The following is a 25,476-nucleotide window of genomic DNA, read 5'->3' on the forward strand; positions in this document are numbered from 1 at the left end:
TTGCTTAATTGGTTATCTTCAGCTTTAGACTTATTCAATCTTAGTAACCATCGCATTGTTTGGAACTTATTTTTAGCTTTTATTCCTTTATTATGCAGTTGGTTTTTATTCCGTCCATCGATTAATCCTTCGATTATTTGGTGGGCGTTTTTCTGTGTTTTTATAGCGTTTTTGCCCAATGCACCCTATATTCTGACAGATACAATTCATTTGATTGAAATAAGCCAACAAGGTTATGCTCTTTCTTTGATTATTTTAGTTTTAATTCCTCAATATTCTTTATTCGTCTTAGCTGGATTTGGAGCTTACGCGATCTCGCCCTCGGCGAGGCACTGCGTGATCGCTTTAATGCGGTTAGATAGTTATTTAATCGAACGAGGACAAGCAAAATACGTTATTTCAGTTAATTTAATTATTCATGCCTTATGTGCCGTTGGAATTTATTTGGGCAGATTTGAAAGATTTAATAGTTGGGATTTGCTCACACAACCCACAATGATAGTTTCCCGTATCAGCAAACATTTGTTAAATAAATACTATTTGTTAGGTATTTTAACCACTTTCACTATTTTATCTCTTCTTTATTGGTTTTTAAAGTTTGTAAAACGCCAAATTCTTACCAAGATTTCTTTTGATGTCTCTCAAATTTAATTATTAATTTTTATTAACAAATAAAAAACAGTAAAATTTGTTACAGAATTATGATATATTTATGTTAGCAAGGGAATTAAATAAAATAGATTTTTAAATTAAGCAACTCGGAGGGTTTATATAATTATGTCTACTCAACAACAAGCTCGTGCGCTCATGATGCGTCATCACCACAATATTAAAAATCGTCAACAATCAATGTTGGGTCGTACCGCGTCAGAAATTGGCGTGGAAGTAGATCAAGATTATTGGAGCAATATTCAAGGAAAAGCTCATCCTACTTTTCGTAAATCCTATGATCGTAGTGGTGCATCTTTAAGTTAAAAAACGATTAAAACCGTTATCATTTTCAATCTCAACCTTTGTTCAACAACTAAAGATTACGTACTTTTCTGCTAAATGTAAGAGTTGGGTATTCTTTCGGTGGGAGCGTCAAATAGTCAGGAATTATGCCTGTGGTCTATATGGATGGATTTATCCTCCGTATAGACGTTTTGTTAATTAAGGGATTAAATAGCTAAGAGTGTAATTCCTAAAAACCTACAATTATGAGTGTCGCGGTTCAAGCAATTATTCCTTGGTTGAAGCAAAAAAAACAATCTCGCGAGGCGCTGCGCGGACAGCTTCGCAGCGACGAAGGCGACCGCATTTTTCAGGGAAGGTAGATAAGACTAACTAACCTCTAAGCTGATAAATTAGCCTTATATCATATCCTGTTGAATCGTTATGTTATTATTGGGGGACGGCAGGAGTACTTTTGCCTTTGATCTGCTTTGCAATCACGCTGGATGTAGTAGAATTAGCTGTAGCCAAGCTTGGTTTTTCTGCTAATGTTGCCTTACTAGTTTTTTTCATTGTGATTTTGGGCAGCACTATTAATATTTCAAATTAATTAAACTTCTTCTTCTTTAATTTCTTCGATGCAAAGAGCATCTACTTCTGGCTTCGAGAGTTTAACAATTTTTTCTGGCAGCATAATTGCAATTTCACTTCCGGGAAGAGTCAGATTAAGAACGGTAAAAGTTGTTCCAGGAGTCAAACCTTTTGCCAATAACTTACCGATGTAACCACCATAGACTTTATCGAAACCAACAACGGTGGCAACAGAACCCATAGATAATTCTTTGATATTTGTCTGAACTAGCATTACTTTTCTCGATCAACAGGAGCTATAGAAGCAATTTGACTCACTCTTATTTGAGTGATGAGAAATTACTTACTTCGATTGTCGCTAAAGGAAAATTTAAAATTATTATTCCTATCAACACAAATAGCACAGTCAAAGCTTATTAGTAAAGATATTCAAGTAGATTTTATATTTCTACATTTTGGTTGCTAAAAATATGTCTCTGTAGTAATTCTTCTAAATTGTTGAAGCTGATATTTGACTAATTTTTAAGATTATTGAGGAAAATTTAGCAATTGATGGTTATTAATTTTCATTTTTATCCATATTAGCTTGGATTAATTAAGAAATCTTACTATTGTTGGTTTTCAAAAGATTAATATCGATATTAAGCTTATCGCTAATAATAATTAGTTATGATTCGGCTCGGAGTTTAATTGCTAGAATTTATAGCGATCGCATAAAAGACGACACTATTTCATTAATTATTTTTTTATCTAATAATTAATAATCATCATTCTTAAATAAATTTAGAAAAAAATTTAATAGCTAAACAGCAAAATCAAACCTAAAATCTTTATTTAGATAGATGCTTACTATTGACTGATATAAAATTGTTGCTACTTGAGCTAGATTAAATCAGGAAAACTTGACCTTTATACTTTACACTAACCAGTTTTTCTCATCATCTAAAAAATTTGGAAAACTGTTCATCAGTAACAGTAGAGCAAATCGTGAGAAAGAGAGACTATTATATGCCTAATGCTGTGCCTTTTGAGCCTGACCTCTAGAACCAAGCAAATATGCGAATTCTAAAAACACAAACCCTACGTGGTCCTAACTACTGGAGTATCCGTCGACACAAGTTAGTCGTCATGCGCCTTGATTTAGAAGAATTAATTGAAAAAACCTCTGATCAAATTCCTGGTTTTTATGATGGGTTAATCAAGGTACTACCCAGTTTAATTGAACATCATTGTTCTCGCGGTCATCGGGGTGGTTTTTTAGAGCGAGTTCAAGAAGGAACATTGATGGGGCATATTATTGAACACATAGCCCTAGAATTGCAGGAATTGGCAGGAATGCCAGTTGGATTTGGACGTACCAGAGAAACTTCGACTCCAGGGGTGTTTAATGTAGTTTATGAATATGTAGAAGAACAAGCAGGACGTTATGCTGGTAGGGCAGCAGTGAGACTGTGCAATTCTATCGTTGAAACTGGAACTTATGCGATCGCAGAATTAGAACAAGATCTCGCTGATTTAAGAGATTTATATGCTAACGCTGCTTTAGGACCTTCTACAGAAACAGTAATTAAAGAGGTAGAAGCGCGAAAAATACCTTGGATGTGGCTCAGTGCGCGTGCGATGTTGCAATTGGGCTATGGAGCTAAACAAAAGCGTATTCAAGCAACTCTAACTCAAAATTCGAGTATTCTTGGGGTTGAGTTGGCTTGTGATAAAGAAGGTACAAAAACAATCTTAGCCGATGCAGGAATTCCAGTTCCCAAAGGTACAGTTATTCAATATTTAGATGAATTAGAAAACGCGATCGCGGATGTCGGTGGTTATCCGATTGTGATCAAACCTCTCGATGGTAATCATGGTAGAGGTATTACTATTAATATCAATAGTTGGGCAGAAGCAGAAGAAGCTTACGATCTAGCTAGTGCTGCTTCCAAAACTAAATCAGTCATTATTGAACGTTATTATCAAGGCAGTGATCATCGAGTATTAGTAATTAATGGCAAGGTAGTCGCAGTCGCAGAAAGAATTCCTGCTCATGTGATTGGTGATGGTAAGTCTACTGTTGAACAATTAATTGAACTGACCAATCTCGACCCCAATCGAGGAGAAGGACATGATAATATTCTGACTAAAATCACTGTAGATCGTACTTCTCTAGCCGTCTTAGAAAAGCAGGGCCATACTATGAGTACGGTTTTACCAGCAGGCGAAATAGCTTATCTACGTGCTACAGCAAATCTTAGTACAGGAGGAATTGCAGTAGACCGTACCGAAGCAATTCATCCCGAAAATATCTGGTTGTCACAAAGAGTAGCTAAAATAATTGGTTTGGATATTGCAGGAATTGATATTGTTGCTGCTGATATTAGTAAACCTCTAAGAGAAATCGATGGGGTAATTGTAGAAGTTAATGCAGCACCAGGATTTAGAATGCACGCTGCTCCTAGTCAAGGCTTACCCCGCAATATTGCTGCACCAGTATTAGATATGTTGTTCCCACCAGGAACTTCTAGTCGCATTCCGATTATTGCCATCACAGGTACTAACGGAAAAACTACCACCACTCGTTTGACTGCTCATTTGTATAGACAAACTGGTCAAGTAGTTGGTTATACTACTACCGATGGGATTTATATTGATGAATATTTAGTTGAAAAAGGTGATAACACTGGGCCTTATAGTGCAGGAGTAATTTTAAAAGACCCCACTGTAGAAGTAGCTATTTTAGAATCGGCAAGAGGAGGCATTTTGCGTTCGGGACTCGCCTTTGATAGTTGCGATATTGGTGTAGTTTTAAATGTAGCTGCCGATCACTTGGGTATCGGTGATATTGATACCATTGAACAAATGGCAAAAGTCAAAAGTGTCGTAGCGGAAACTGTCAAAGCTGAAGGGTATGCTGTTCTTAATGCTGATGATCCTTTAGTTGCAGCTATGGCACAAAAGGTTAAATGTAAGGTAGCTTACTTTTCTATGAATCCCGATAATCCAATCATTATCGATCATATTCGTCGCAACGGATTAGCAGCAGTCTATGAAAATGGTTATCTTTCCATTTTAGAAGGACAATGGACTTTGAGAATTGAAAAAGCAGTTAATATTCCTATGACGATGGGAGGAATGGCTCCGTTTATGATTGCTAATGCTTTAGCTGGTTGTTTGGCTGCTTTTGCTCAAGGAGTAGATCTAGAATTAATTCGTCGGGGAATAAGAACCTTTAAGCCATCTGCTGATCAGACTCCTGGAAGAATGAATTTATTCAATCTAGGAGATTATCACGTTTTAATAGATTATGCTCATAATCCTCACGGTTATCAAGCTGTAGGTGGTTTTGTTCGTAATTGGGAAGGCGAAAAAATTGGCGTTGTCGGAGGACCTGGCGATCGCAGAGACGAAGATCTGATCTTATTAGGACAAATCTCAGCCCAAACTTTTGACCAAATCATTATCAAAGAAGATGAAGATACCAGAGGCAGAGAGCGAGGTGAAGTAGCCGATTTAATTGCTAAAGGAATTGTGCGAGAAAATCCTCACATCTGTTATGAAAAAATTCTCAATGAAACTGAGGCGATTGAAACAGGTCTAAGTATGGCTAATCAAGGCAGTTTGGTAGTAATTTTACCAGAAAGCGTGACTAAAGCGATCGCGCTAATTAAACCACGAATCAGCAATTAACAAGACAATCTTGAAGTTTTTTAATTTCAAAAATGTATTATTATGAACTGATGTTTTCGCCCTTATCCTTTACTTCGACCACTATACAAAGGTTTGATCTCAACTTTCCAGATAGTCACATCAGTATTATGAGCAGCTAAAACCACACTTCCTTTTCTACAATCTCCTCCTTGATGTCTTGCTTCAAGTTCCCACTTAAGAGGTTCTTCCTCATTAGCAGACCATACTTTTGTCTGATATAGAGTAGAAGAATCAGCTTCAGTTTTGGCTGATATTTTATATATGTATCGTTTTCCTAGTTCAATTAATTTTCCTTTCTTTTGTTCGGCATATACCGATCCTTTTCCTAGTCCACCAGCAAACATTCGCCAGCGACAATTACGCAAATTAGAGTTAAGAGTAAACTCCATCGCAGCACCTAGAGGATACCATTTTCGACGAGGCTGATAATCGTCATCGTGATGTCCTCTCCAACCTGCACCTATACCAAAATGAGTCACATTATAACTAGGAGGCTTTTTAAAAGGTGGAATAAAGTCGTTAATTGTAACTTCGGCTAATACTTCATAATTTTCCCAATTCATTTCCCCAAAAGCTAAAATGCGGTCATAGTAGGGAAAAACAGTTCTTGCTCCTCCGCGTTCTAGAATCCACTTACCATCTACTATTTGGGCAACATCTTGGATATTTTTAACCTTAGCAAAATCGACATAATAAGGTAAAGACCATTGTTGATTGCTCGTGTAATTAACGACTACTTTTTGAGAAATACTTTTGCCAATAGTATTAGTGGCATTGATTACTATATTGTTTTCTCCTGGAATTAATTCATTTAAATTAATTTCAAGATTAAAATCTCCAGTTTCAGCTAATCGATGTTGATCTGAACCTAGAAAAAAAGGAATTTCATCCGAACTATTAATAGTGTAAGTTGTAGATTTGATTGAGTTATGATCAGGTATACTAATATTGCCTAATATATTGATAAAACGCTGAGGATTACCTAAATGACCAAAATTTTGATGTAAACCGTACCAAACATTAATGCAAAATTGTTTGGGTAGTAAAGATACTAAGTTATTTATTTCAGAAATATTATTTGATTGAGGTGCATTTTTTCTAGAAAAAATCTGATTATATTTTAATCCTAACCAGGAAATTAATACTAAAATAAAAATAACTAAAATCATTGTTTTTATTTAAAAATTACATTAATTTAATCACAATTTAATTTAGTTATATCTATTAAATAACTAAAAAAATTAAAAATAATCTGAAAAAATAGTTTGCTCTAAAAAGATCAACAATAACTGTTTTATTTAAACATAATTTCTAAAAGATAATATTTTTACATATACATATAATAATATTTTTGGAAATATTTGTGAATATAATTTCTGATTTACTTTAATTTTGATAAACGTATTGTATAAAAAAAATAATAGCAAGAACAAGATTTTTCTTTTTGCACTCAGCTTTTCTTGATTAAAGTTGTTTCTAAAACGTAAACACTTTATTAAAAATTTATTTTTATATAGTAATTCTCAAAGTTAAAAGGTACACCATTATCAGTGAGTAAGAAGTAAAAAGCGCTTCGGCGTCCTGAGTGAAACGAAAGATCAAAATAGTAATCAGCAATTAACAAAAACCAGCGAGTTAATCTACCTCACGAGCAGAATAAACGCTATATATATAATTCATTGAGGTAGACAATTAGAGCAAATATGAAAACAAAAAAAAATCTATTAATTTCAATTAGTTTTTTATAGAAATAATTGTGTCTAGGGCGCATCAATATACGCCCATACTCATGGAATTATTTAACTGAACTTGAGATAAATGATTGTTGATTTTAACCTAATTGTTATTTATTTCAGATTGAGGTTTAAAATCTAGGGAAACACCATTCATACAATAACGTTGACCAGTTGGACGAGGGCCATCATTAAATACGTGTCCTAAATGCCCGCCACAACGACTGCAATGCACTTCTACCCTAGTCATAAATAAAGAGCGGTCAATTGAAGTTTCAATAGCTCCTTCAATCGGTGCATAAAAACTAGGCCATCCTGTACCACTGTTATATTTTGTTTCAGATGTAAATAAAGGTTGACCGCAGCCAGCACAAACATAAGTCCCTTGATCATAATTTTTATCTAGCGGACTTGTTCCTGCTCTTTCTGTACCGTGTTTACGTAAGACTCGATACTGTTCTGGTGTTAAGATGTTTTGCCACTCTTGTTCAGTTTTATTAATTTCAAATTCTTGTTTAGAAGTTGCCATAAATCCTCTTGATTATAGAAAGATTGTTAAAATTTACATATCTTAATATTAAACCGATTCAAATCTCTCTTCTAGTCAAGGTAACCGATAATCTAAATAAATGTTTTACTGTAATCCGAACAAAATAAAATGAACTATTTAGTTGCTGTACTATCCGATCGCATTAAAGCAGAGGAAGCTTACACAGCATTAGAAAAAGCAAATTTTCCGAAAGATCAAATTGCAATTTTAGGCAAGGGCTATAAAACTGCCGATGAGTTTGGCTTGATCGATCCGATGGAACAAGCCAAAAAAAGAGCGATTTTAATGGCTTATTGGTTAGTTCCCTTTGGTTTTGCTGCTGGTTATTTATTTAATCTTATTACTGGTTTAGATACTTTGGATTGGGCAGGAGAACCAGGCAATCACATTGTTGGTGGAATTTTAGGTGCTATTGGTGGAGCAATGGGTAGTATTTTTGTTGGTGGTGGTGTAGGTTTAAGTACGGGTAGTGGTGATGCTTTGCCTTATCGCAATCGTTTGGATGCAGGTAAATACTTAATAGTTGTCCAAGGTTCAGAAAGTTTAAAAAATCAAGCAACCAAAATTTTACGTCAGTTTGAACCAGAAAATCTGCAAGGTTATGAAACTGAGTAGGGGTTATTCATAAATTACCCCTACTACAATCAAACATATACAAATAAATTTGCTGAAGTACTCAATGTTGCCAAGAGAAGAATTATTAGCAGGGGTAGAAAATAGAGAAGAAGTTGCTCGTATTATTGATCAAGCAGAGCAAGCAATTAAAACTTGGGAAGTAGTTTTGACTGATTTTCTTTCACCACGAGTATTGATCGAAACCCAAGCAATTTTTAGTAAGTTAACCGAAGTAGAAATTGTAGCTTGGGGTGGTTATCCGCAAGCAGAAAGACAAAGATTAGGTATTGCTCGTCAAGATATTCCCATAGATCAATCTCAAATTGACTTAGTTGCTTTGGATATTGCAGGTAATTTTCTGTTCGATCCTGCTACTCATCGAGATTTTTTAGGAGCAATTTTAGGTACGGGAATAGTGCGAGATAAGGTAGGAGATATTTTAGTTTTAGGAGAAAGAGGCGCACAGGTAATTGTAGTTCCTGAAATGGTAGAATTTCTCGAAACTTCCTTGACACAGGTACGTTCAGTTCCTGTAAAAACTCAAAGAATTGATTTGAGTGAACTAAAAGTTCGTCCACCTCAGAAAAAAGAAATGACTACGGTAGAAGCATCAATGCGTTTAGATGCGATCGCGTCTGCTGGTTTTGGGATGTCTCGTAGTAAAATGGCTGATGCAATCTCTAGTGGTGATGTGCGAGTTAATTGGAAGGAAATTACTCAGCCTAGTTACAGTGTCAAAGCTGGAGATTTAATTTCTGTTAGTGGTAAGGGAAGATTGGAAGTAGGAGAAGTGGCAGTTACTAAAAAACAACGCTATCGAATTAATTTAGTTCGATTTAAATAGTTTAGTTAAATAGTATAGCAGTACAAAGGAAGATTAGGACATTATTGTAGCTCGTAGGTGCGAACCGCCGTTGGCTCTTACAGGGTTTGTGTCTTCAGTTTAAAAATAAGAACCTACCACACATTTTTACAGAATCCCGAACTATATAATTTTATCCTTGATGTTTCATTTCAAGATGAAATTTTTCTCATAAAACCTTCATAGACATCCCATAAAAGGTTGTTTTAATAAATATTAGAAGTTAGGTAATCAATTAGCCAGAACCTAGTCTAAACGAGATGACCTAAGCATCTTGCCCAAAGCGAGCAAATCAAGGAGTTGAGAATTATGGTCGAACAATCGAAAACCGTTACTAACAATATCGATCAAGAGCGTGAAGAGCAACAAACCAATCGAACTAAAGCAGCTTTTAGTCTTTTAGATCATTTTGTCAAAGCATATAATAATGGCGAAACCTATATCAAGCGTGGTTTGACATTGTTCGGATTAGGAAGTATTCTCGCTGGAGCTTCTTTTAGCGTTGGTCAACGTTTACCTAATAATGAAGTAACACTTCCTCAAAATTCCAATACTTCTACTTCTAATGTTTCCTCTCCTTCTACTGCTCAACCCGCTCCTCAACCTCAAATTATTTATATTACACCACCAACTCAAGCGAGCGCAGACAATACTCCCGAACCGAATAAAACTTCAATTTCAGTTGATAGTAAACCTGAACCAGTAGTGACTACGCCTCCACCTACACCTACTTCTCAACCATCTGAGTCTGTAGTGACTACGCCTCCACCTACGCCTACTGCTCAACCATCCGAACCAGTAGTTACTGCTCCCCAGATTAAATCGCCATCAGTTCCTAAAGAACTATCTCAAGTGAAACAAACATTAGATTCAGTTCAACAAATTTCTGGTGCTATGACACAGCTTAAACAAGATTTTAATCCCCTGTTTGGAGAAGAGGATGATTAATGAATTACCTAAGTTTTCTTAAGCAGTAAACACGGAAACCGAATTTAGCTAAAATATAATCTATATATATTTGATGTTATATAGAAAATACCATATGATTGCTCATTAATAATAACAATCAAAAATCCGAGCTTTCTTAACACTCAATTACCCTAATTACGTTAAAGTTGAAAATCGAAAATCAGTTTAAATTAGGGAAAAATATCTATGGTTTTAGCAGTCGGAACCGTTGCACCATCCTTTACCACTACAGACGATGAAGGTAATACCGTTTCTTTGTCTGATTTGCAAGGCAAAATTGTAGTGATGTATTTTTATCCTAAAGATGATACTCCTGGTTGCACCAAACAAGCTCAAAGCTTCCGTGATAATTATGAAGAATACCAAAACAAGGACATGGTGGTTTTAGGAGTTAGCAGGGATGACGAAACCTCTCACAAACAGTTCAAAGAAAAATATGGTTTACCTTTTAAACTGCTAGTTGATAGTGATGGCACAATCACTAAAGCTTATGATGTTGACGGCGGTGGCTACGCTAAACGAGTAACTTACATTATTGATGGTGAAGGTAAGATTACTCATGTTGATGCTAATGTCAATACTAGCTCTCATGCTCAAGATATTCTTTCTGTAGTTGGCTAGATAATCTCAATGCATTTTTTGAGGTGGGCAAATTTTGCCTGCCTTAACATTTCTTGACAATTCTTGACCTTTAACCTGGTTCTTACCGTAATCTGAACAAATATTAGAGAAAAAGTTTATTCAGCCAACTCAACTAAATATGACCTCGGTTATTCCTCATAAAAAAGCCAAAGCCCTCAAACCTGGTAGTCTTCGTCCTGCGAAAGAACTTTGTAGCGAATGTGGACTATGCGACACTTATTATATTCATTATGTCAAAGAAGCCTGTGCTTTTCTCAATCAACAAGTAGCCGAATTAGAGGCACAAGCTCACGGGCGCAGTCGAAATTTAGATCATGAGGATGATTGGTATTTTGGGGTACATCAGGAAATGATGGCAGCCCGAAAAAAACAACCAATAGCAGGAGCGCAGTGGACAGGAATTGTTAGTACTATTGCTTGTGAGATGCTCACTCGCGGTTTAGTTGAAGGGGTTGTTTGCGTACAAAATACCGAGGAAGATCGATTTCAACCTAAGCCCGTGATTGCTACAACTCCTGAAGAGATTTTAGCAGCTAGAGTTAATAAACCAACTCTTTCTCCTAACTTATCGGTTCTCGAACAAATTGAACAGTCAGGAATGAAGCGATTATTAGTGATAGGGGTAGGCTGCCAAATTCAAGCTTTGCGGGCAGTAGAAAAAGAGTTAGGGTTAGAAAAACTTTATGTTTTAGGTACTCCTTGTGTAGATAATGTTTCCCGTGAGGGATTACAAAAATTTTTAGAAACTACCAGTAAATCTCCTGAGACGGTAGTTCATTACGAGTTTATGCAAGATTTTCGCGTTCACTTCAAACATGAAGACGGTTCAATTGAAAAAGTACCCTTTTTTGGCTTAAAAACCAATCAATTAAAAGATGTTTTTGCACCTTCTTGTATGAGTTGCTTTGATTATGTTAATTCTCTGGCAGATTTAGTGGTTGGCTATATGGGTGCGCCTTTTGGTTGGCAATGGATTGTGGTTCGTAACCAAACAGGTAAAGAAATGCTGGAATTAGTACAAGATCAATTAGATACTGAACCAGTTATGTCTCAAGGCGATCGCAAACAAGCTGTGCAACAAAGTATCCCTGCCTATGACAAAGCAGTAACTCTTCCAATGTGGGCAGCTAAAATGATGGGTGTAGTGATCGAGAAAATTGGTCCTAAAGGACTAGAATATGCGCGTTTTTCGATTGATTCGCATTTTACTCGTAATTATCTTTATGTCAAACGCCATCATCCCGAAAAATTAGATGCTCATGTTCCTGAATATGCTAAACGTATTGTGGGGCAGTATCAATTACCAAAATCTTAAAGATGGTTCAACCGTCGAATATAGTTGCTCGCCATGCCCTGTCAAGACAAATGTAGAGATAATTCATGAATTATCCCTACAGAAAAAGCTTACGTTTACTGCTTGCGAAAATGAACACTAAATTGCTTTTTTCTTTTTGGTTGTTTTCTTTTTAGCAGTGGTTTTAGTAGTAGTTTTAGATTTAGATTTAGTTTTTTTAGTGCCTGCTTTATCTGCGAGCAATTTTACGGCTGTTTCTAAAGTAATGCTTTCTACGGTTTCCCCTTCAGGAAGCCCGACATTAACCTTGCCGTGTTTGATGTATTCTCCATAAGGACCTTTGTAGACATTAACTGGCTCTTTATCTTCAGGGTGTGCGCCTAATTCTTTGAGGGGTTTTTTCGTGCTGCCACCACTACGAGAACGTTTGGGTTGAGCTAATAGTTCTATTGCCCGTTCAAAACTCACAGTTAAAACATCATCCTCTGCTTTAAGAGAACGATAGTCTTTTTTCGCTTTTTTCTCTACTTCGTCTTTGTATTCGTGAACTACATAAGGCCCGAAGCGACCCAAACTAGCCTTAATATTCCCTCCCGTTTCAGGGTGGACTCCTAACATCCTGGGTAAAGATAATAAACCTACTGCCATTTCAACGTTAACGTCATCGGCGGTCACACCTTTCGGCAAAGAAACTTGTTTGGGTTTAGGATTTTTTTCTGTTTTTTCTCCTAATTGTAAGTAAGGGCCATAAGGACCTGTCAACAGGAAAATTGGTTCGCCTGTTTCAGGATGCAAACCAACCTTATCAGGACCTTCAATTTTTTGGCGAATTAAAGATTCAATTTGTTCTGGACTTAAATCGGCTGGGGTTAAATCTAGAGGAATTGAGGTTTTAACGACCTCATCCCCATTAGTAACTTCGATATATGGGCCATATTTACCAATCCGAACTGTGGCATCTAAATTTTCGAGTTGAATGCTTTTAGCAGAAGCTGGATCTATTTCCTTTTCTCCAGCCTGGACTTGTGTTTCTAAGCCTTCTTGTCCCGAATAGAATTTTTTCAAATAAGGTATCCATTGGGCTTCCCCTGTGGCAATTTCGTCTAGAGTTTGTTCCATTTTGGAAGTGAAACTCGAATCGACTAAATCAGGAAAATGTTGTTCCAATAAACTGGTAACGGCAAAGGCAGTAAAAGTTGGAACTAAAGCTTTATTACGCATCTGAACGTAACCACGATCAATAATTGTTCCGATGATGCTAGCGTAAGTACTAGGTCTACCCACACCTTCACTTTCTAGAGTTTTGACTAAAGAGGCTTCTGTATATCTAGCTGGTGGTTGGGTTTCGTGACCAATCGCTTCTAATTCTTTACAATTAGGGCGATCGCCTTCTTTGAGGGGTGGTAAAATCATTTCTTGATTTTCTAAAGCTGCTTCAGGATCATCCGAACCTTCTACATAAGCACGGAAAAAACCAGGAAAGTCAATTCTTTTACCCGAAGAACGAAACACGGCATCTTCTACATCAATATTGACGGTAATTTGAGTCAACCTTGCTTCTGCCATTTGACTAGCTACTGTTCGTTTCCAAATCAGATCGTAGAGAGCAAATTCTCTACCTGACAATCCTGTTTCTTGGGGAGTCCGAAAACTACTACCAGCAGGACGAATAGCTTCGTGGGCTTCTTGGGCAGATTTACTTTTAGTACTGTATTGACGAGGTTTAGGACTAAGATATTCTTTGCCGTACATTTGTTCGACACAACTGCGAGCAGCAGCGATCGCTTGATCGGAAAGATGGACGGAATCAGTCCGCATATAGGTAATGTAGCCCTGTTCGTAGAGTTTTTGTGCCACACTCATCGTTTCTCTCGCCGAGATACCCAGTTTACGGTTAGCTTCTTGTTGGAGAGTTGAAGTAGTAAAAGGAGGGGCTGGATTGCGTTTGGTAGCTTTTTCCTCTGTTTTACTAACTGTCCAAGTTTTATCAATTAATCTTTCTTTGAGAGCGTTAGCTTCAGCTTCGTTGAGTAAGACGACATCTCTTCCTGCGGTAATTCTGCCTGTATTTGGGTCAAAATCACTTCCTGTAGCTAATTTTTTCCCTGCCAAGCTGATTAATTTAGCTTCAAATCGACTTTTTTCCTGTTCCAAAATTGCTTTTAAATCCCAATAATCCCCTGATTGGAAAGCCCGACGTTCTCTTTCTCGTTCGACTAACAACCGTACAGCTACAGACTGAACTCGACCAGCCGATAAACCTCGTTTAATTTTTTTCCACAACAAAGGAGAAAGGGTATAACCGTACAAACGATCTAAAATACGACGGGTTTCTTGGGCGTGAACCAAATCTTGATCGACTTCACGACAATTTTTTAAAGCTTTTTGAATCGCCTCACGAGTAATTTCATGAAAAACCATGCGCTTGACAGGAACTTTAGGCTTGAGTAGTTCTAGCAAATGCCAGCTAATACTTTCGCCTTCTCGGTCTTCATCCGTTGCCAAGATTAATTCTTCTGCTTGTTTGAGTGCGTTTTTTAGTTCTTGAACAATCTTTTTTTTGCTTTTAGGAATCACATAAATCGGTTGAAATTGATCTTCTACATTGACTCCTAAATTCGCCCAAGGTCGGTCTTTACATTCAGGAGGAATTTCATCGGCAGATGAGGGTAAATCGCGGACATGACCCATCGATGCTTCTACCTGATAACTAGAAGGAAGGTAGTTACGAATTGTACGAGCTTTAGTAGGAGATTCAACAATAACCAGAGTTGACATAGAAACTAACTTAACGCAGTAAAATAACAGAAGTTTGTTTAGATAAAGATTGATGCCTTAATTTACAGTTATAGTCGTTTGTTTAAAAAACATCCTTGCTTAACTTGGATTTAACTTAACTATATTCAACAATTAGCACTACTTTCTTATCTCTATCTGTAGATAAGAAGTACTGGTTTTGTCAAGAGTAAGTTACCTCACACGTTACAATCCTCTGTAAAGGTTTTTAACGATTTGCTTACCAGCTATCTTTCTTACCATAACGACAACCTATGGATTTTTCTAGTACTATTGCTACTCAACTTAACGCAGGAACAATTTTGCCCGAAGGCATAGTGATTGTTACCCTGATGGTCATTTTAGTTGGAGATTTAATTCTCGGACGTAGTTTTTCTCGTGGGTTGCCTTACGTGGCAATGGCGGGATTACTCGCTGCAATTGTTGCACTTTATCTTCAATGGGATACCCCCGATCCCAATTCTTTTTTAGGGGCATTTAGTAGCGATAACCTGAGCATTATTTTTCGTGTGATTGTCGCCCTTTCTACCCTTGTCACTATCCCAATGTCAATTCGCTATGTCCAACAATCTGGGACTTCTTTAGCCGAATTTATTGGCATTCTGTTAACGGCAACTTTGGGAGGAATGTTTCTTTCTGGGGCAAATGAATTAGTGATGGTTTTTATTTCCCTGGAGATGCTGAGTATTTCCTCTTACCTCATGACTGGTTATATGAAGCGTGACCCTCGTTCCAATGAAGCAGCTTTAAAATATTTGTTAATTGGGGCTTCTTCTTCAGCCATTTTTCTCTACGGGGTATCTCTCTTGTATGGTTTGTCTGGAGGAGAAACTAATTTAAATGCGATCGCTACAGCTATTACCGATGCCAGTGGTAGTCAATCTTTAGGACTTGCGATCTCTTTAGTGTTTGTGATTGCTGGTATTGCTTTTAAAATTTCTGCTGTACCTTTCCATCAATGGACTCCTGATGTTTACGAAGGTTCTCCTACTCCTGTAGTTGCTTTCTTATCAGTAGGTTCTAAAGCTGCGGGTTTTGCTTTAGCAATTCGTTTGTTAGTTACCGCATTTGCGCCTGTGACTGAACAATGGCACTTTATTTTCACTGCTCTGGCGATCTTTAGTATGATCCTAGGCAATGTGGTAGCCTTAGCACAAACTAGTATGAAACGAATGCTAGCGTATTCTTCAATTGCTCAAGCAGGTTTTGTCATGATTGGTTTGATTGCAGGTACTGATGCAGGTTATGCCAGCATGATTTTCTATCTGTTGATCTACTTGTTTATGAATTTAGGTGCGTTTACTTGTGTGATTTTGTTTTCCCTCCGCACTGGCACAGATCAAATTAGTGAATATGCTGGTTTATACCAAAAAGACCCTTTATTAACTCTTTGTTTGAGTATTTGCTTGCTTTCTCTCGGTGGTATTCCTCCTTTGGCTGGTTTCTTCGGTAAAATTTACTTATTCTGGGCTGGTTGGCAAGCAGGTATTTACGGTTTAGTATTGCTTGCTTTAGTCACTACCGTTATTTCTATTTATTACTACATTCGAGTAGTCAAAATGATGGTGGTTAAAGAACCTCATGAAATGTCTGAGGCAGTACAGAATTATCCTGAAATTCGCTGGAACATTCCAGGAATGCGTCCTCTACAAGTGGGTTTGATTGTATCAGTAATTGCCACTTCAATTGCAGGAATTTTATCTAATCCTTTGTTTACTTTGGCTAATGATTCTGTTACTAGTACGCCAATTTTACAGTCTACTTTCTTGACTCAAGAATTACCACAAAAGCCAATCAAGGTTTCTGTTTTAAATACTTCTTTCAATGATTGATTGTTTAATTAATCAAAATTATTTAATTAGCCTGGTTGAGCCAGGCTTTTTTTTATAGCAATTGAAGTAAAGGTTAAAATACTTGCTCAAATTCAAAATTTAAAAAAGTTTTTTTTGCTACATTTAATTATTAATTTGCTGTTCAATTGTTGTTAATCTTTGATCGAAATTTCTAACATCTTCTTTTAATTCAATTAATAAAGTAGCTAACCTTTCAAACATTGGATCACTTCTGCCAATAGATTGACCATTAACACTAGGAGGATTAGAAATAGATGGTAAAGATTCTTGACTTGGTTGAGTATAAGCGCGATCGCTTCTTAAATTCATTTGATTAAGACGACGTACATCGCTTTCTAAACGACTAATTCTACTTCTTAAACTACTTATTTCTCCACTAAATTCAGTACTTGATTGAGATAAAATTTTTTGATGGCTAGATAAGTTAATAGCAAGAAAAATTGCGATGATTAACAACCAAATAAAAATAAATTTGATTTTCATTGATTAAATAAAATTGGATTTTTGTTAATGATTTATGGTTAATTGGTAGGCCGTAGAAGTTAGGAGGCAGAGGAGCAAAAGGAGAAAGGGGAACAATAACCAGTTATTACTGGTAACTGTTCATTTTTGATAGTTGATTGTTAATTTTAATTGGTATAGTTGTTTCAAATAAGAATGAAACATTTTTTCGGCTGAAAGCCTTTTTTAGCAAGAAGAGATTGTCTCACTCTAAATTGAAATGACTATAACTTACTACTTGAGAACTGATCACTGATTGATTGTTTGTCCACAGATGCACACAGCCTGTAGCAGATGGAGTTTTCGGTTGGTAGTGTTTTTTTGTTGATTGTTAATGGTTAATCTCTCATAATTAGTAATTAGTAATTAGTAATTAGTAATTACTAACTAATAACTGTTAAAGCCAATTTCCAACTAAAATATAAGGCGACCAATAAAAAGGATGTTTATAGGCAGGATTGTTAATTAAAGCTAATTGAGCTTGTCTAATAGCTTTAGCTTTAGTAATATCTTTCTTGGCTAATTCTTGATAAAATTGACTCATTAATTCGGCAGATGAGCGATCGTTGACTGCCCAAAGAGTAGCTAAGGTACTTCTTGCACCAGCACGTACTGCCATACCTGCTAATCCTAAAGCTGCCCATTTATCACCAATAGCGGTTTCACAAGCACTAAGTACTAATAATTCGATCGCTTGTTGTTGAGAAGGACTTCGAGTTTGTAAAATCTGGTCTAATTTACCAATATTAATCCGAGTATCCCAAGCAAGCAGAAATGTTTCATCGAGTGTGGAACTAAACTGTCCGTGGGTAGCAATATGAACTACAGGATAGTTAGAAAATTTGATTTGTTGTTGGAGAGTTTTTGCCGTAAATTTTTCATTGAGCAAAACAACTGTTTTGATTTGCTTTTCGATTTGTGTTAATTCTAAATTAACATATTCTAACGCAGCAAAACCTTGTCGTTGTTGAGTTAATCCCGCAGCTAAAGTTTTGAGTTTAATTTGTTGAAGGGGACGAGGTGCTAAAAGTTGTAAACCTGGAGTGAGAGCAACATCATATTGTTCGACGAGGTATTTTTTACCGTCATACAAAGCGGACATGGGAATATTTCGTAAAGTCCCGTCGGGAACAAAGACAATAGTTTTGATTTGATATTTGATCAATTGGGGTAAAGCTGGACGAATTAACCAATTGTAGAGTTGTTGTGCAGGAAAATAAAAATCTCTTCGACTACGGATCACAATGGTTTGACGCATTGTTTCGATTACTGCTTCCAATTTTGGTTGAGAGATTTTGGTTGAGTAATGATAGAGAGGTTGTTGAGGGATACTAACAATTACTTCCAAGCGATCGCGTAAAATAATTGGATAGATCACTGCTGATTGAGGATCTACTTGGTCAATATTAACTGGTTGAGCGTCTAAGCAAGCTTCACGGAAAAAATTGTGTAATTCCGCTATTTGAAGTAATTCGATGGTATCTCTAGCTTGAACCAAATTAGCTTGAGTAGGTTGGGTTTCTAATAATAAACTAACTAAACCTCGATAAACTGGTTCAACACTTGAGCGAAAAGAATATTGAAGCTCTGGATCGATCGCAACTAAATCTTGACTAAGAGATTGAAGTAAGTCTATAGCTTGGGTATAAAAATCAATCGCACCTTCACGATCTCCTTGTGCCTGAACTATTCTACCTAATTGCCATTGCCAAAGATAACTAATCTCTGGTGCATTGATTGTCTGAGCAATCATTAATGCTTGTTCGGTTAAATTTTCGGCTTTTAACCATTGTTGCTGAAATTCTGCTATTTGACCGAGTAAACCCACTGCATAGGATTCCGCCCTTGATGAGCCTAAATTTTGAGATTTTTTGATAGCAAGCTCAAGTATTTGACTAATTTCTTGCCAACTAGGAAGATTAGTTGAATTTTTATGTTCTTGTTGTGCTTTTTGCCTTAATTTAATTAAGCTATTAGCAAAACTAATTTGCTTGTAAACATTAGTTTGACTGAGAGGCAAATTAGCCAGACTCACTCGAATTTCTGGAATTAATTCTGAAGCTCTGTGCCAAAATTGTGTATCCAGTAGTAAATTAAATTGAGCTAAATTAATTTGCACAGGTAAATTACTCTTGCCACAAACAAAACTTGCTTGACAAGTAAGTAATCCTTGTTGGTAAGACTCCAACGCTTTTTGATAATCGTCATTTGCCCAGAAAATATTACCTAAACTTAATCGAGCTTTAGCTTCGTCTTCTAAAGATTTTAATTGAGTGGCAATAGTTAAACTTTTTGTTACCGTTTCTTTTGCCTGGGAAAGCTCTCCTACTAAACGAAGAATATCTCCATAACTTCTTAAACTGACAGCTTTGAGTAGAGAAACTGGTTGTTGAGCTAAAGTTTGGTTAAGCAATTCTAAAGTTTTGGCAGCACGATGATATAAACCCAATGCTTTAAAAGCATTAGCTTGATTAATAGTGGCGCGAATTACTCCCTCTTGATCGTTTAGTTGTTGATAAACTTCTGTAGCTTGTTGCCAAGAAGCGATCGCATCTTCGGCTTGACCTTGTTCTAGTTGTAAAATACCTTGATTATTCAAAATTTGAGCAATTAAACGCTGTTTTTGAGTTGAATTATCCGATATTTGTTTCAATAATTGAAAACTAGCTTTAATACTTTGCTGCGCTTGTTGCCATTTTCCTAATTGCTGATAAGCAAGAGCAAGATTACTCAAAACTCTTCCCTGACTGATGAAATCTTCTTGACTAGCATAACTACGAACAACTTGTTGCCATAGAGCGATCGCCTTATGCCATTGACCTTGAGTATAATAGTTTTTACCTTGTTGTTCAATAATAGCTGTCTGTGAAGCATTGGTTGCAATTTGACTTTGCTCATAACTTGCTAGTGTTTGAGCAATCATAGGAAGATTAGTTCCCAACAAACTCGTAAATAAACCAATTGAAGCTAAAGTAAGTAATAAAATCAAACGCTTCTTAATATTTAGCTGCATGAATTACAAAAAAATTCCTGTCGAAACATTCGCATTTTTTTCAGAATAAAAATTAAATATCTGGTGTAACTCTTTAATTGCGCTCAAAATAAGATACATTTAATTCAAGCTGCTCATTCCTAATTTTTTTGTAGAGCAAACACGATTATAGGTTTACTTAAATTAAAACGCCCACCACTCAGTTTGAGCATTGAATTTTAGTGGTAAGTAGGTGAGCTAATTCATATTTATAAAATGCAGGAAGAAAAAAGAAGCTTCAGGTGCAACAGGAGAGAAATAAGCGTTTTTATTTGATATTTTTCATATAGCGGCCCTAAATCATTTGTGAAAATAACTTCTGCCTCCTGCCTTTCCTCTTTAACAATTTTCATGACTCAAATAGGATTGCTATAGTAATTAAACGGACTTGAGATTAAACTTCTCATCAAAATAGCGATCGCTTTAGTTTTAGTTAAAGAAAAATTTTCAACAATTTATCTCACTCTGTTGCTGTTTGAGTAAGTTACAAAATTTGATTTCAGGTTAAACGAGTTACATTTTATTTTGCATTAAGGTCAAGTTTTCCGATACTCTCTAAATTAAAGGTGGTTTATTAAATTAGTATTAATCAGCAAGCATTATGTCTCCAAATCCAGCCAAAGACGTTCAAGTTTTTCCGATTGCTGCTAATACCAGAGTAATGCGATCGCGTACTTGGGAGAGATTGAAGTTTGAAATTGAATACGCTTTACAAAAGGGAACTACTGCTAATTCCTATTTAATAGAAGGAGACAAAACAGCTTTAATCGATCCACCAGGAGAATCTTTTACGGAGATTTTTTTGGCTGCGCTAAGAGAAAGAATCGATCTAAGTCAACTTGACTATTTGATTTTAGGACATCTTAATCCTAATCGTGGTACTACCATCAAAGCTTTGTTAGAGCTTGCACCTCAACTTAAGCTCGTTTGTTCTAATCCAGGGGCAATTTCTTTACGTAAAATTCTCTCCGAAACCGAATTAAACATTACGGTAATCAAAGGAGAAGAAACTCTAGATTTAGGAAAAGGTCATCATTTAGAATTTTTACTTACTCCTAATCCTCGTTATCCCGATCAACTTTGTACTTACGATCCGAAAACTCAAGTTTTATATACAGATAAACTATTTGGGGCGCACGTTTGTGGTGAACAAGTTTTTGATGAAGGCTGGACGGTTTACAATGAAGACCGTCGTTACTACTTTGATTGTTTGATGGCTCCCCATGCCCGTCAAATCGAAGCAGCTTTAGATAAAATTGCAGGAAAAAATGCCAAAATTTATGCTACAGGTCATGGGCCTTTAGTTCGCTACAGTTTAACAGAATTAACGCTAGATTATCGAGCTTGGCTCAAAAACCAGAGCGATCGCGATGTGACGGTGGCTTTGATTTATGCTTCTGCCTATGGTAACACCGCTACGATTGCCCAAGCTTTAGCAAGAGGAATCACCAAAGCAGGGGTAGGAGTAGAATCGATTAATGCTGAATTTGCTGAACCAGAAGAAATTAAAGCAATACTAACCAAAGCTTCAGGAATAATGGTCGGTTCACCTACTTTGGGAGGACACGCACCGACTCAGATTCAAACTGCATTAGGAATAATTTTAGCTAATACTGATAAAACCAAATTAGTCGGTGTGTTTGGTTCGTTTGGTTGGAGTGGAGAAGCGATCGATTTATTAGAAAGTAAATTTCGTAATGCTGGTTATAGTTTTGGTTTTGAACCAATTCGAGTTAAATTTAAACCAACTGATCTGATCCTCAAAACTTGTGAAGAAACAGGCACAGATTTCGCTCAAGCACTGAAAAAATCCCAAAAAGTCCGTAAAGGAAAACAAGGAACAATAACTTCTGAAAGCGATCGCACTGAACAAGCCTTAGGCAGAATTGTAGGTTCTCTTTGTATTGTGACTACTAAATTTCATGAATTAAAAGGAGCAATGTTGGCTTCATGGGTATCTCAAGCCACTTTTAATCCTCCTGGTATTACTGTAGCTGTCGCCAAAGAACGAGCGATCGAATCTTTGTTACATCTAGATAGTAATTTTGTTTTAAATATTTTGCAAGAAGGTAAGCATTTAGGTTTAATGAAGCATTTTCTCAAACCTTTTGCCCCAGGAGAGGATCGTTTTATCGGAGTTGCGACTGAAGAAGCAGAAAATGGCTGTCCAATTTTGACCGATGCGTTAGCTTATGTAGAATGCCAGATCAAGAGTCGATTAGAATGTGGAGATCATTGGGTCATTTATGCCACAGCCACTCAAGGTAAACTATTACAATCTGAAGGCATTACTGCGGTTCACCATCGTAAATCTGGTAGTCATTATTAGATGCCGTTATCAGTTATTAGTTACTAATTACTAATTATGAGAGATTAACCATTAACAATCAACTTGATTATTGTCTGGTAGAAGCGGATTGATTGCCTGACAACTTCTTTTATTAAAATTACACTTATAAACTGCTGGTTTTTGCCAAGACAGAGGAATTTCTAATAAATCTCGTGCGCCAGTTATCCCCTGACCAAGAAATAACAGTAAAGCTAAACAATTAAGAATAATGTGGACATAACGCCAACGATTAGCACGATCTTTGTAAATATCCTCAATAATTGCCAAAGAAAAAATCATTAACAAAGAAACAGCAATTCCATAATAATAATGCGACCAATACCACTCATTACCTAATCGATACACTCCATCTTGACTACCCAAAATAATTAAACCCATCCCACTGAGAGTGGCAAAAATTCCTCGCCATAAAGATTGTCTGGCACGATAAAGCAAGATTAAGGAAGCTATGGTAGCAATAAACATCAAAATAATCAGAATCAGTTGAGTAGTGTTTAAATTTCCCTTAGTTTGCTGTTCCAAAAAACCACCAGAACCAAACACTACTGAATAAGCTAAAGCAATTAAAGTAACTCCTACTACTGCACCAGTCAACCAACGTCCCATTTGAACGTGTTCTCTACCGACTACAGGAGGAATTTTACTCTTATCACCTGCTGCGATTTGTAATCTACGTTGACGAGTTTGCCAAGCATAATTAACTACTATACCGATGAGCGGAAAAACAAAAGCAACTGCGATCGCAGGATGAATTAAAGCAGCCAGATCTTCACTTTTGAGATAAGTAAAGGCAAATAAACTGATTAAATTAATCATAAAATCACCCTCATTCCTTTGGGTTTTTCAATATCTTCTCAGGAAAATAAAACGCAATTATTAAAGTTACATTAATTTTTTCTGAGAAAAAGATAAATTTTTGTCTGAACAAGATTTTAGTGATGACCTAAAGCTAATTGGGGAGATACTTGAGATGCTATTAACTGCAAAGAATAAAGCAGAAAAGAAACTTTAAAGAAACAAACAAGAGTAATTAAAATAGTTTACAAATTTATGAAATTCTTGTAAGTTATTGTCCCAAACAAGCTAGAAAATCTCAAATATCTGATACTATTTCAGGCAGTGTTTTAGAAGTAGCGATTATTTTAAATATTTTAGCTCAATTTTATTTATGTCAAATTTTTAGGATTAGAAGCAAATTGCATCAAGTTGTTTCTAACCCACAAACTTATTTATTTACATTTTTTGCTTGGATTAACTTAAAACAGACTAAATTCAATTCCTATCTCAGTGGAATTTTACTGTTACTCGGTTCATCTTTAATTATTCCCTTCGGAGATTTTCGCCAGATAAATGCAGTACCTAGATTTTGGCTTGGTATTGCAGTGATGAGTGTAGGTTTTATTTACTCATGGCGACTTGCTTCTTTACAAAAGTGGTGGTTTTGGACAATTGTGATTGTGACACGCCTGTTACTACTCTTGATGTATCCAGGAGATGAGATTTGGCGGTATCTTTGGGAAGGCTATTTACAAACTCAAAATTTTAGTCCTTACGATTTCGCTCCTAATGCCAACGAATTAATTCCTTATCACACCGAATGGTGGTCTTTAATTAATCATAAAAATCGTGCAACAATTTATTTTCCGTTAGCACAATTAGGTTTTAACTTATTAGCAACTATTTATCTTGATATCATTACTTTTAAAATAGCTTTTGTCTTGGCTGATTTATTAATTTGTTGGTTATTAACTCGACAATTTGCTCAACTCAAAACAACTCTCTACGCTTGGAATCCTTTGGTGATTTATGCTTTTGCTGGTGGTGGATACTACGATAGTTGGTTTATTTTACCTTTGGTAACTGCTTGGTTAGTGTTCGATCATACTCGTTATAATTGGCGATGGTTGGGAAGTGCCTTACTGTTGGGTATTAGTATTGCTATTAAATGGATCTCTTTGCCAATTTTGGGTTTTTTGGCTTGGCAAGCTTGGCATAAACTTAATTTAAAACAAGTAATAGCTATTTTAATTTACGGTTTTTTGCCTTTAGTGTTTACTACGGTTGATTTTTGCCACTCTAGCTCTTGTTATGTGATTTATAGTAGCTCTAATTTGATTGTTTCTGGACGAAGTGCCGATTTTGTGCCTTATATTTTGGAAAAAATTTGGCAACCATTATTAAAAGTTAAAGCAATTCTGATGATTCCGATTGGATTGGTAGGAACTTGGTTATTGTGGCAAAAGAAAACTTTTCGGCAATTTACAGAAGGCTATTTATTTACCCTCCTAATATTTTCTCCTTTAATTCACAGTTGGTATTTTACTTGGATCATTCCTTTTGCTGTCCCTACTCAAAATTTAGGAGTACGTTTAGTTAGTATTTCTGCTTTTATTTATTTTGTTTTACCCTATCGTCAAGCATTAGGCACTCGCTCTGAGCAATTAACTGAAATTGAGACTTTTTGGTTATGGTTTCCTTTTGTCTTTGGTTATGCCTGGAGTTTGTGGCGACAACGAACAACAAATCAAGTCTGATTTCAAACGCAATAGTTTAGCTATAAATGTGCATAAATCTATCAATACTTGCGTAATCAATAACTGAAGACAGCAATTACTGCTTCGTTAAACTTTGAGGTCTAGAAATATTGTGAGGTTAATATGAAATTTAGATTTGTTTCTTTGAGTCTATTATCTTTTTCTGCTTTATTACCCTTAACTCCTTCCTTTACTCCTGCTGCTAAAGCTTGCTTGATCTATGATGTGACTACTCAAGTTGCCATTCGCGGTTCTCAAACTCCCGCTCAACAAGAGAATAATGTTACTACAGGCAGTGATGATAAATGTTTTAACAATGTTGTAGGTGGTACTACTACTCAAGTCGGAATTGGTGCTGGTGAAGTAAAACAAGGTCATGATGCTCAATATTTTGTCGGTGGTGGCAATCAAAACAATACTGGTTTAACTACTCCTACAATTACTGTTACTCCTACTACTCAAGTAGACGTTTACAGTCCTGCTCACGATCCTAATTTTATCAATGGTGTTACTGGTCAGTAACGAT

At 36.2% G+C, this 25,476-nt stretch carries 19 protein-coding genes and 1 pseudogene; 13 read left to right on the top strand and 7 right to left on the bottom strand.

Annotation, left to right across the window (positions count from 1 at the left end):
* The 3 genes and pseudogenes from STA7437_RS02755 to STA7437_RS27845 form a co-directional block, all read left to right on the top strand.
* On the top strand, positions 1 to 651 hold the full coding sequence (locus STA7437_RS02755; RefSeq protein WP_015191844.1) for a DUF1361 domain-containing protein: 651 nt from the start codon (positions 1 to 3) through the stop codon (positions 649 to 651).
* 126 nt (positions 652 to 777) lie between these two features.
* Entirely contained in the window at positions 778 to 975 is a 198-nt protein-coding gene (locus STA7437_RS02760; protein ID WP_015191845.1) for a hypothetical protein, read from the top strand.
* 433 nt (positions 976 to 1,408) lie between these two features.
* Positions 1,409 to 1,534 (top strand): annotated as a pseudogene (locus STA7437_RS27845) (DUF1614 domain-containing protein); the annotation flags it as partial.
* A gap of 9 nt (positions 1,535 to 1,543) precedes the next feature.
* On the opposite strand, the gene STA7437_RS02765 reads toward STA7437_RS27845, so the two are convergent.
* On the bottom strand, positions 1,544 to 1,798 hold the full coding sequence (locus STA7437_RS02765) for a FeoA family protein (protein WP_015191847.1): 255 nt from the start codon (positions 1,796 to 1,798) through the stop codon (positions 1,544 to 1,546).
* Between the two features lie 782 nt (positions 1,799 to 2,580).
* On the opposite strand from STA7437_RS02765, the gene cphA reads away from it, so the two are divergent.
* Complete coding sequence (gene cphA / locus STA7437_RS02770) at positions 2,581 to 5,199, top strand: cyanophycin synthetase (protein ID WP_015191848.1); 2,619 nt, start codon at positions 2,581 to 2,583, stop codon at positions 5,197 to 5,199.
* A 62-nt stretch (positions 5,200 to 5,261) separates the two neighbouring features.
* Here the strand turns inward: cphA and STA7437_RS02775 are convergent, their stop codons facing one another.
* Positions 5,262 to 6,389, bottom strand: a complete 1,128-nt coding sequence (locus STA7437_RS02775; protein WP_015191849.1) for a hypothetical protein — start codon at positions 6,387 to 6,389, stop codon at positions 5,262 to 5,264.
* A 667-nt stretch (positions 6,390 to 7,056) separates the two neighbouring features.
* On the bottom strand, positions 7,057 to 7,482 hold the full coding sequence (gene msrB / locus STA7437_RS02780) for a peptide-methionine (R)-S-oxide reductase MsrB (RefSeq protein WP_015191850.1): 426 nt from the start codon (positions 7,480 to 7,482) through the stop codon (positions 7,057 to 7,059).
* 129 nt (positions 7,483 to 7,611) lie between these two features.
* Between msrB and STA7437_RS02785 the strand changes: the two genes are divergently transcribed.
* The 5 genes from STA7437_RS02785 to STA7437_RS02805 all read left to right on the top strand — a co-directional run bounded on the left by STA7437_RS02785 (position 7,612) and on the right by STA7437_RS02805 (position 11,906).
* Entirely contained in the window at positions 7,612 to 8,118 is a 507-nt protein-coding gene (locus STA7437_RS02785; RefSeq protein WP_015191851.1) for a hypothetical protein, read from the top strand.
* A 64-nt stretch (positions 8,119 to 8,182) separates the two neighbouring features.
* Positions 8,183 to 8,962 carry a photosystem II S4 domain protein gene (locus tag STA7437_RS02790; protein ID WP_015191852.1) on the top strand — a complete coding sequence of 260 codons (780 nt, stop codon included), beginning with the start codon at positions 8,183 to 8,185 and terminating at the stop codon, positions 8,960 to 8,962.
* A gap of 327 nt (positions 8,963 to 9,289) precedes the next feature.
* Entirely contained in the window at positions 9,290 to 9,928 is a 639-nt protein-coding gene (locus tag STA7437_RS02795; RefSeq protein ID WP_015191853.1) for a hypothetical protein, read from the top strand.
* Positions 9,929 to 10,135: 207 nt separating this feature from the next.
* Positions 10,136 to 10,570: a peroxiredoxin gene (locus STA7437_RS02800; RefSeq protein ID WP_015191854.1), complete on the top strand. Its 435-nt coding sequence runs from the start codon at positions 10,136 to 10,138 to the stop codon at positions 10,568 to 10,570.
* A gap of 139 nt (positions 10,571 to 10,709) precedes the next feature.
* Positions 10,710 to 11,906: a Coenzyme F420 hydrogenase/dehydrogenase, beta subunit C-terminal domain gene (locus STA7437_RS02805; protein WP_015191855.1), complete on the top strand. Its 1,197-nt coding sequence runs from the start codon at positions 10,710 to 10,712 to the stop codon at positions 11,904 to 11,906.
* A 117-nt stretch (positions 11,907 to 12,023) separates the two neighbouring features.
* On the opposite strand, the gene topA is transcribed toward STA7437_RS02805, so the two are convergent.
* Positions 12,024 to 14,663, bottom strand: a complete 2,640-nt coding sequence (gene topA / locus STA7437_RS02810; RefSeq protein WP_015191856.1) for a type I DNA topoisomerase — start codon at positions 14,661 to 14,663, stop codon at positions 12,024 to 12,026.
* Positions 14,664 to 14,935: 272 nt separating this feature from the next.
* On the opposite strand from topA, the gene STA7437_RS02815 reads away from it, so the two are divergent.
* Positions 14,936 to 16,513: an NAD(P)H-quinone oxidoreductase subunit N gene (locus STA7437_RS02815; protein WP_015191857.1), complete on the top strand. Its 1,578-nt coding sequence runs from the start codon at positions 14,936 to 14,938 to the stop codon at positions 16,511 to 16,513.
* A gap of 123 nt (positions 16,514 to 16,636) precedes the next feature.
* Here the strand turns inward: STA7437_RS02815 and STA7437_RS02820 are convergent, their stop codons facing one another.
* Together STA7437_RS02820 and STA7437_RS02825 are read right to left on the bottom strand one after the other, a co-directional pair.
* Positions 16,637 to 17,017, bottom strand: coding sequence for a hypothetical protein (locus STA7437_RS02820; RefSeq protein ID WP_015191858.1), 381 nt, complete (start codon positions 17,015 to 17,017; stop codon positions 16,637 to 16,639).
* Positions 17,018 to 17,432: 415 nt separating this feature from the next.
* The gene (locus tag STA7437_RS02825; RefSeq protein ID WP_015191859.1) at positions 17,433 to 20,048 is read right to left on the bottom strand and encodes a CHAT domain-containing protein; all 2,616 of its coding nucleotides are present in this window, start codon (positions 20,046 to 20,048) and stop codon (positions 17,433 to 17,435) included.
* Positions 20,049 to 20,667: 619 nt separating this feature from the next.
* Here STA7437_RS02825 and STA7437_RS02830 point away from each other — a divergent pair.
* Positions 20,668 to 22,395 (top strand): diflavin flavoprotein, encoded by a 1,728-nt coding sequence (locus STA7437_RS02830; protein WP_015191860.1) that lies wholly within the window; start codon positions 20,668 to 20,670, stop codon positions 22,393 to 22,395.
* A 51-nt stretch (positions 22,396 to 22,446) separates the two neighbouring features.
* On the opposite strand, the gene STA7437_RS02835 is transcribed toward STA7437_RS02830, so the two are convergent.
* A complete protein-coding gene (locus tag STA7437_RS02835; RefSeq protein ID WP_015191861.1) occupies positions 22,447 to 23,232 on the bottom strand; it encodes a DUF4079 domain-containing protein in 786 nt (261 codons plus the stop codon).
* A 380-nt stretch (positions 23,233 to 23,612) separates the two neighbouring features.
* Between STA7437_RS02835 and STA7437_RS02840 the strand changes: the two genes are divergently transcribed.
* Together STA7437_RS02840 and STA7437_RS02845 are read left to right on the top strand one after the other, a co-directional pair.
* Positions 23,613 to 24,950, top strand: a complete 1,338-nt coding sequence (locus STA7437_RS02840) for a hypothetical protein (protein WP_015191862.1) — start codon at positions 23,613 to 23,615, stop codon at positions 24,948 to 24,950.
* Positions 24,951 to 25,073: 123 nt separating this feature from the next.
* Positions 25,074 to 25,472 (top strand): hypothetical protein, encoded by a 399-nt coding sequence (locus STA7437_RS02845; RefSeq protein ID WP_015191863.1) that lies wholly within the window; start codon positions 25,074 to 25,076, stop codon positions 25,470 to 25,472.
* Positions 25,473 to 25,476 lie beyond the last annotated feature (4 nt).

The organism is Stanieria cyanosphaera PCC 7437, from assembly GCF_000317575.1.
GTDB classification, from domain to species: domain Bacteria; phylum Cyanobacteriota; class Cyanobacteriia; order Cyanobacteriales; family Xenococcaceae; genus Stanieria; species Stanieria cyanosphaera.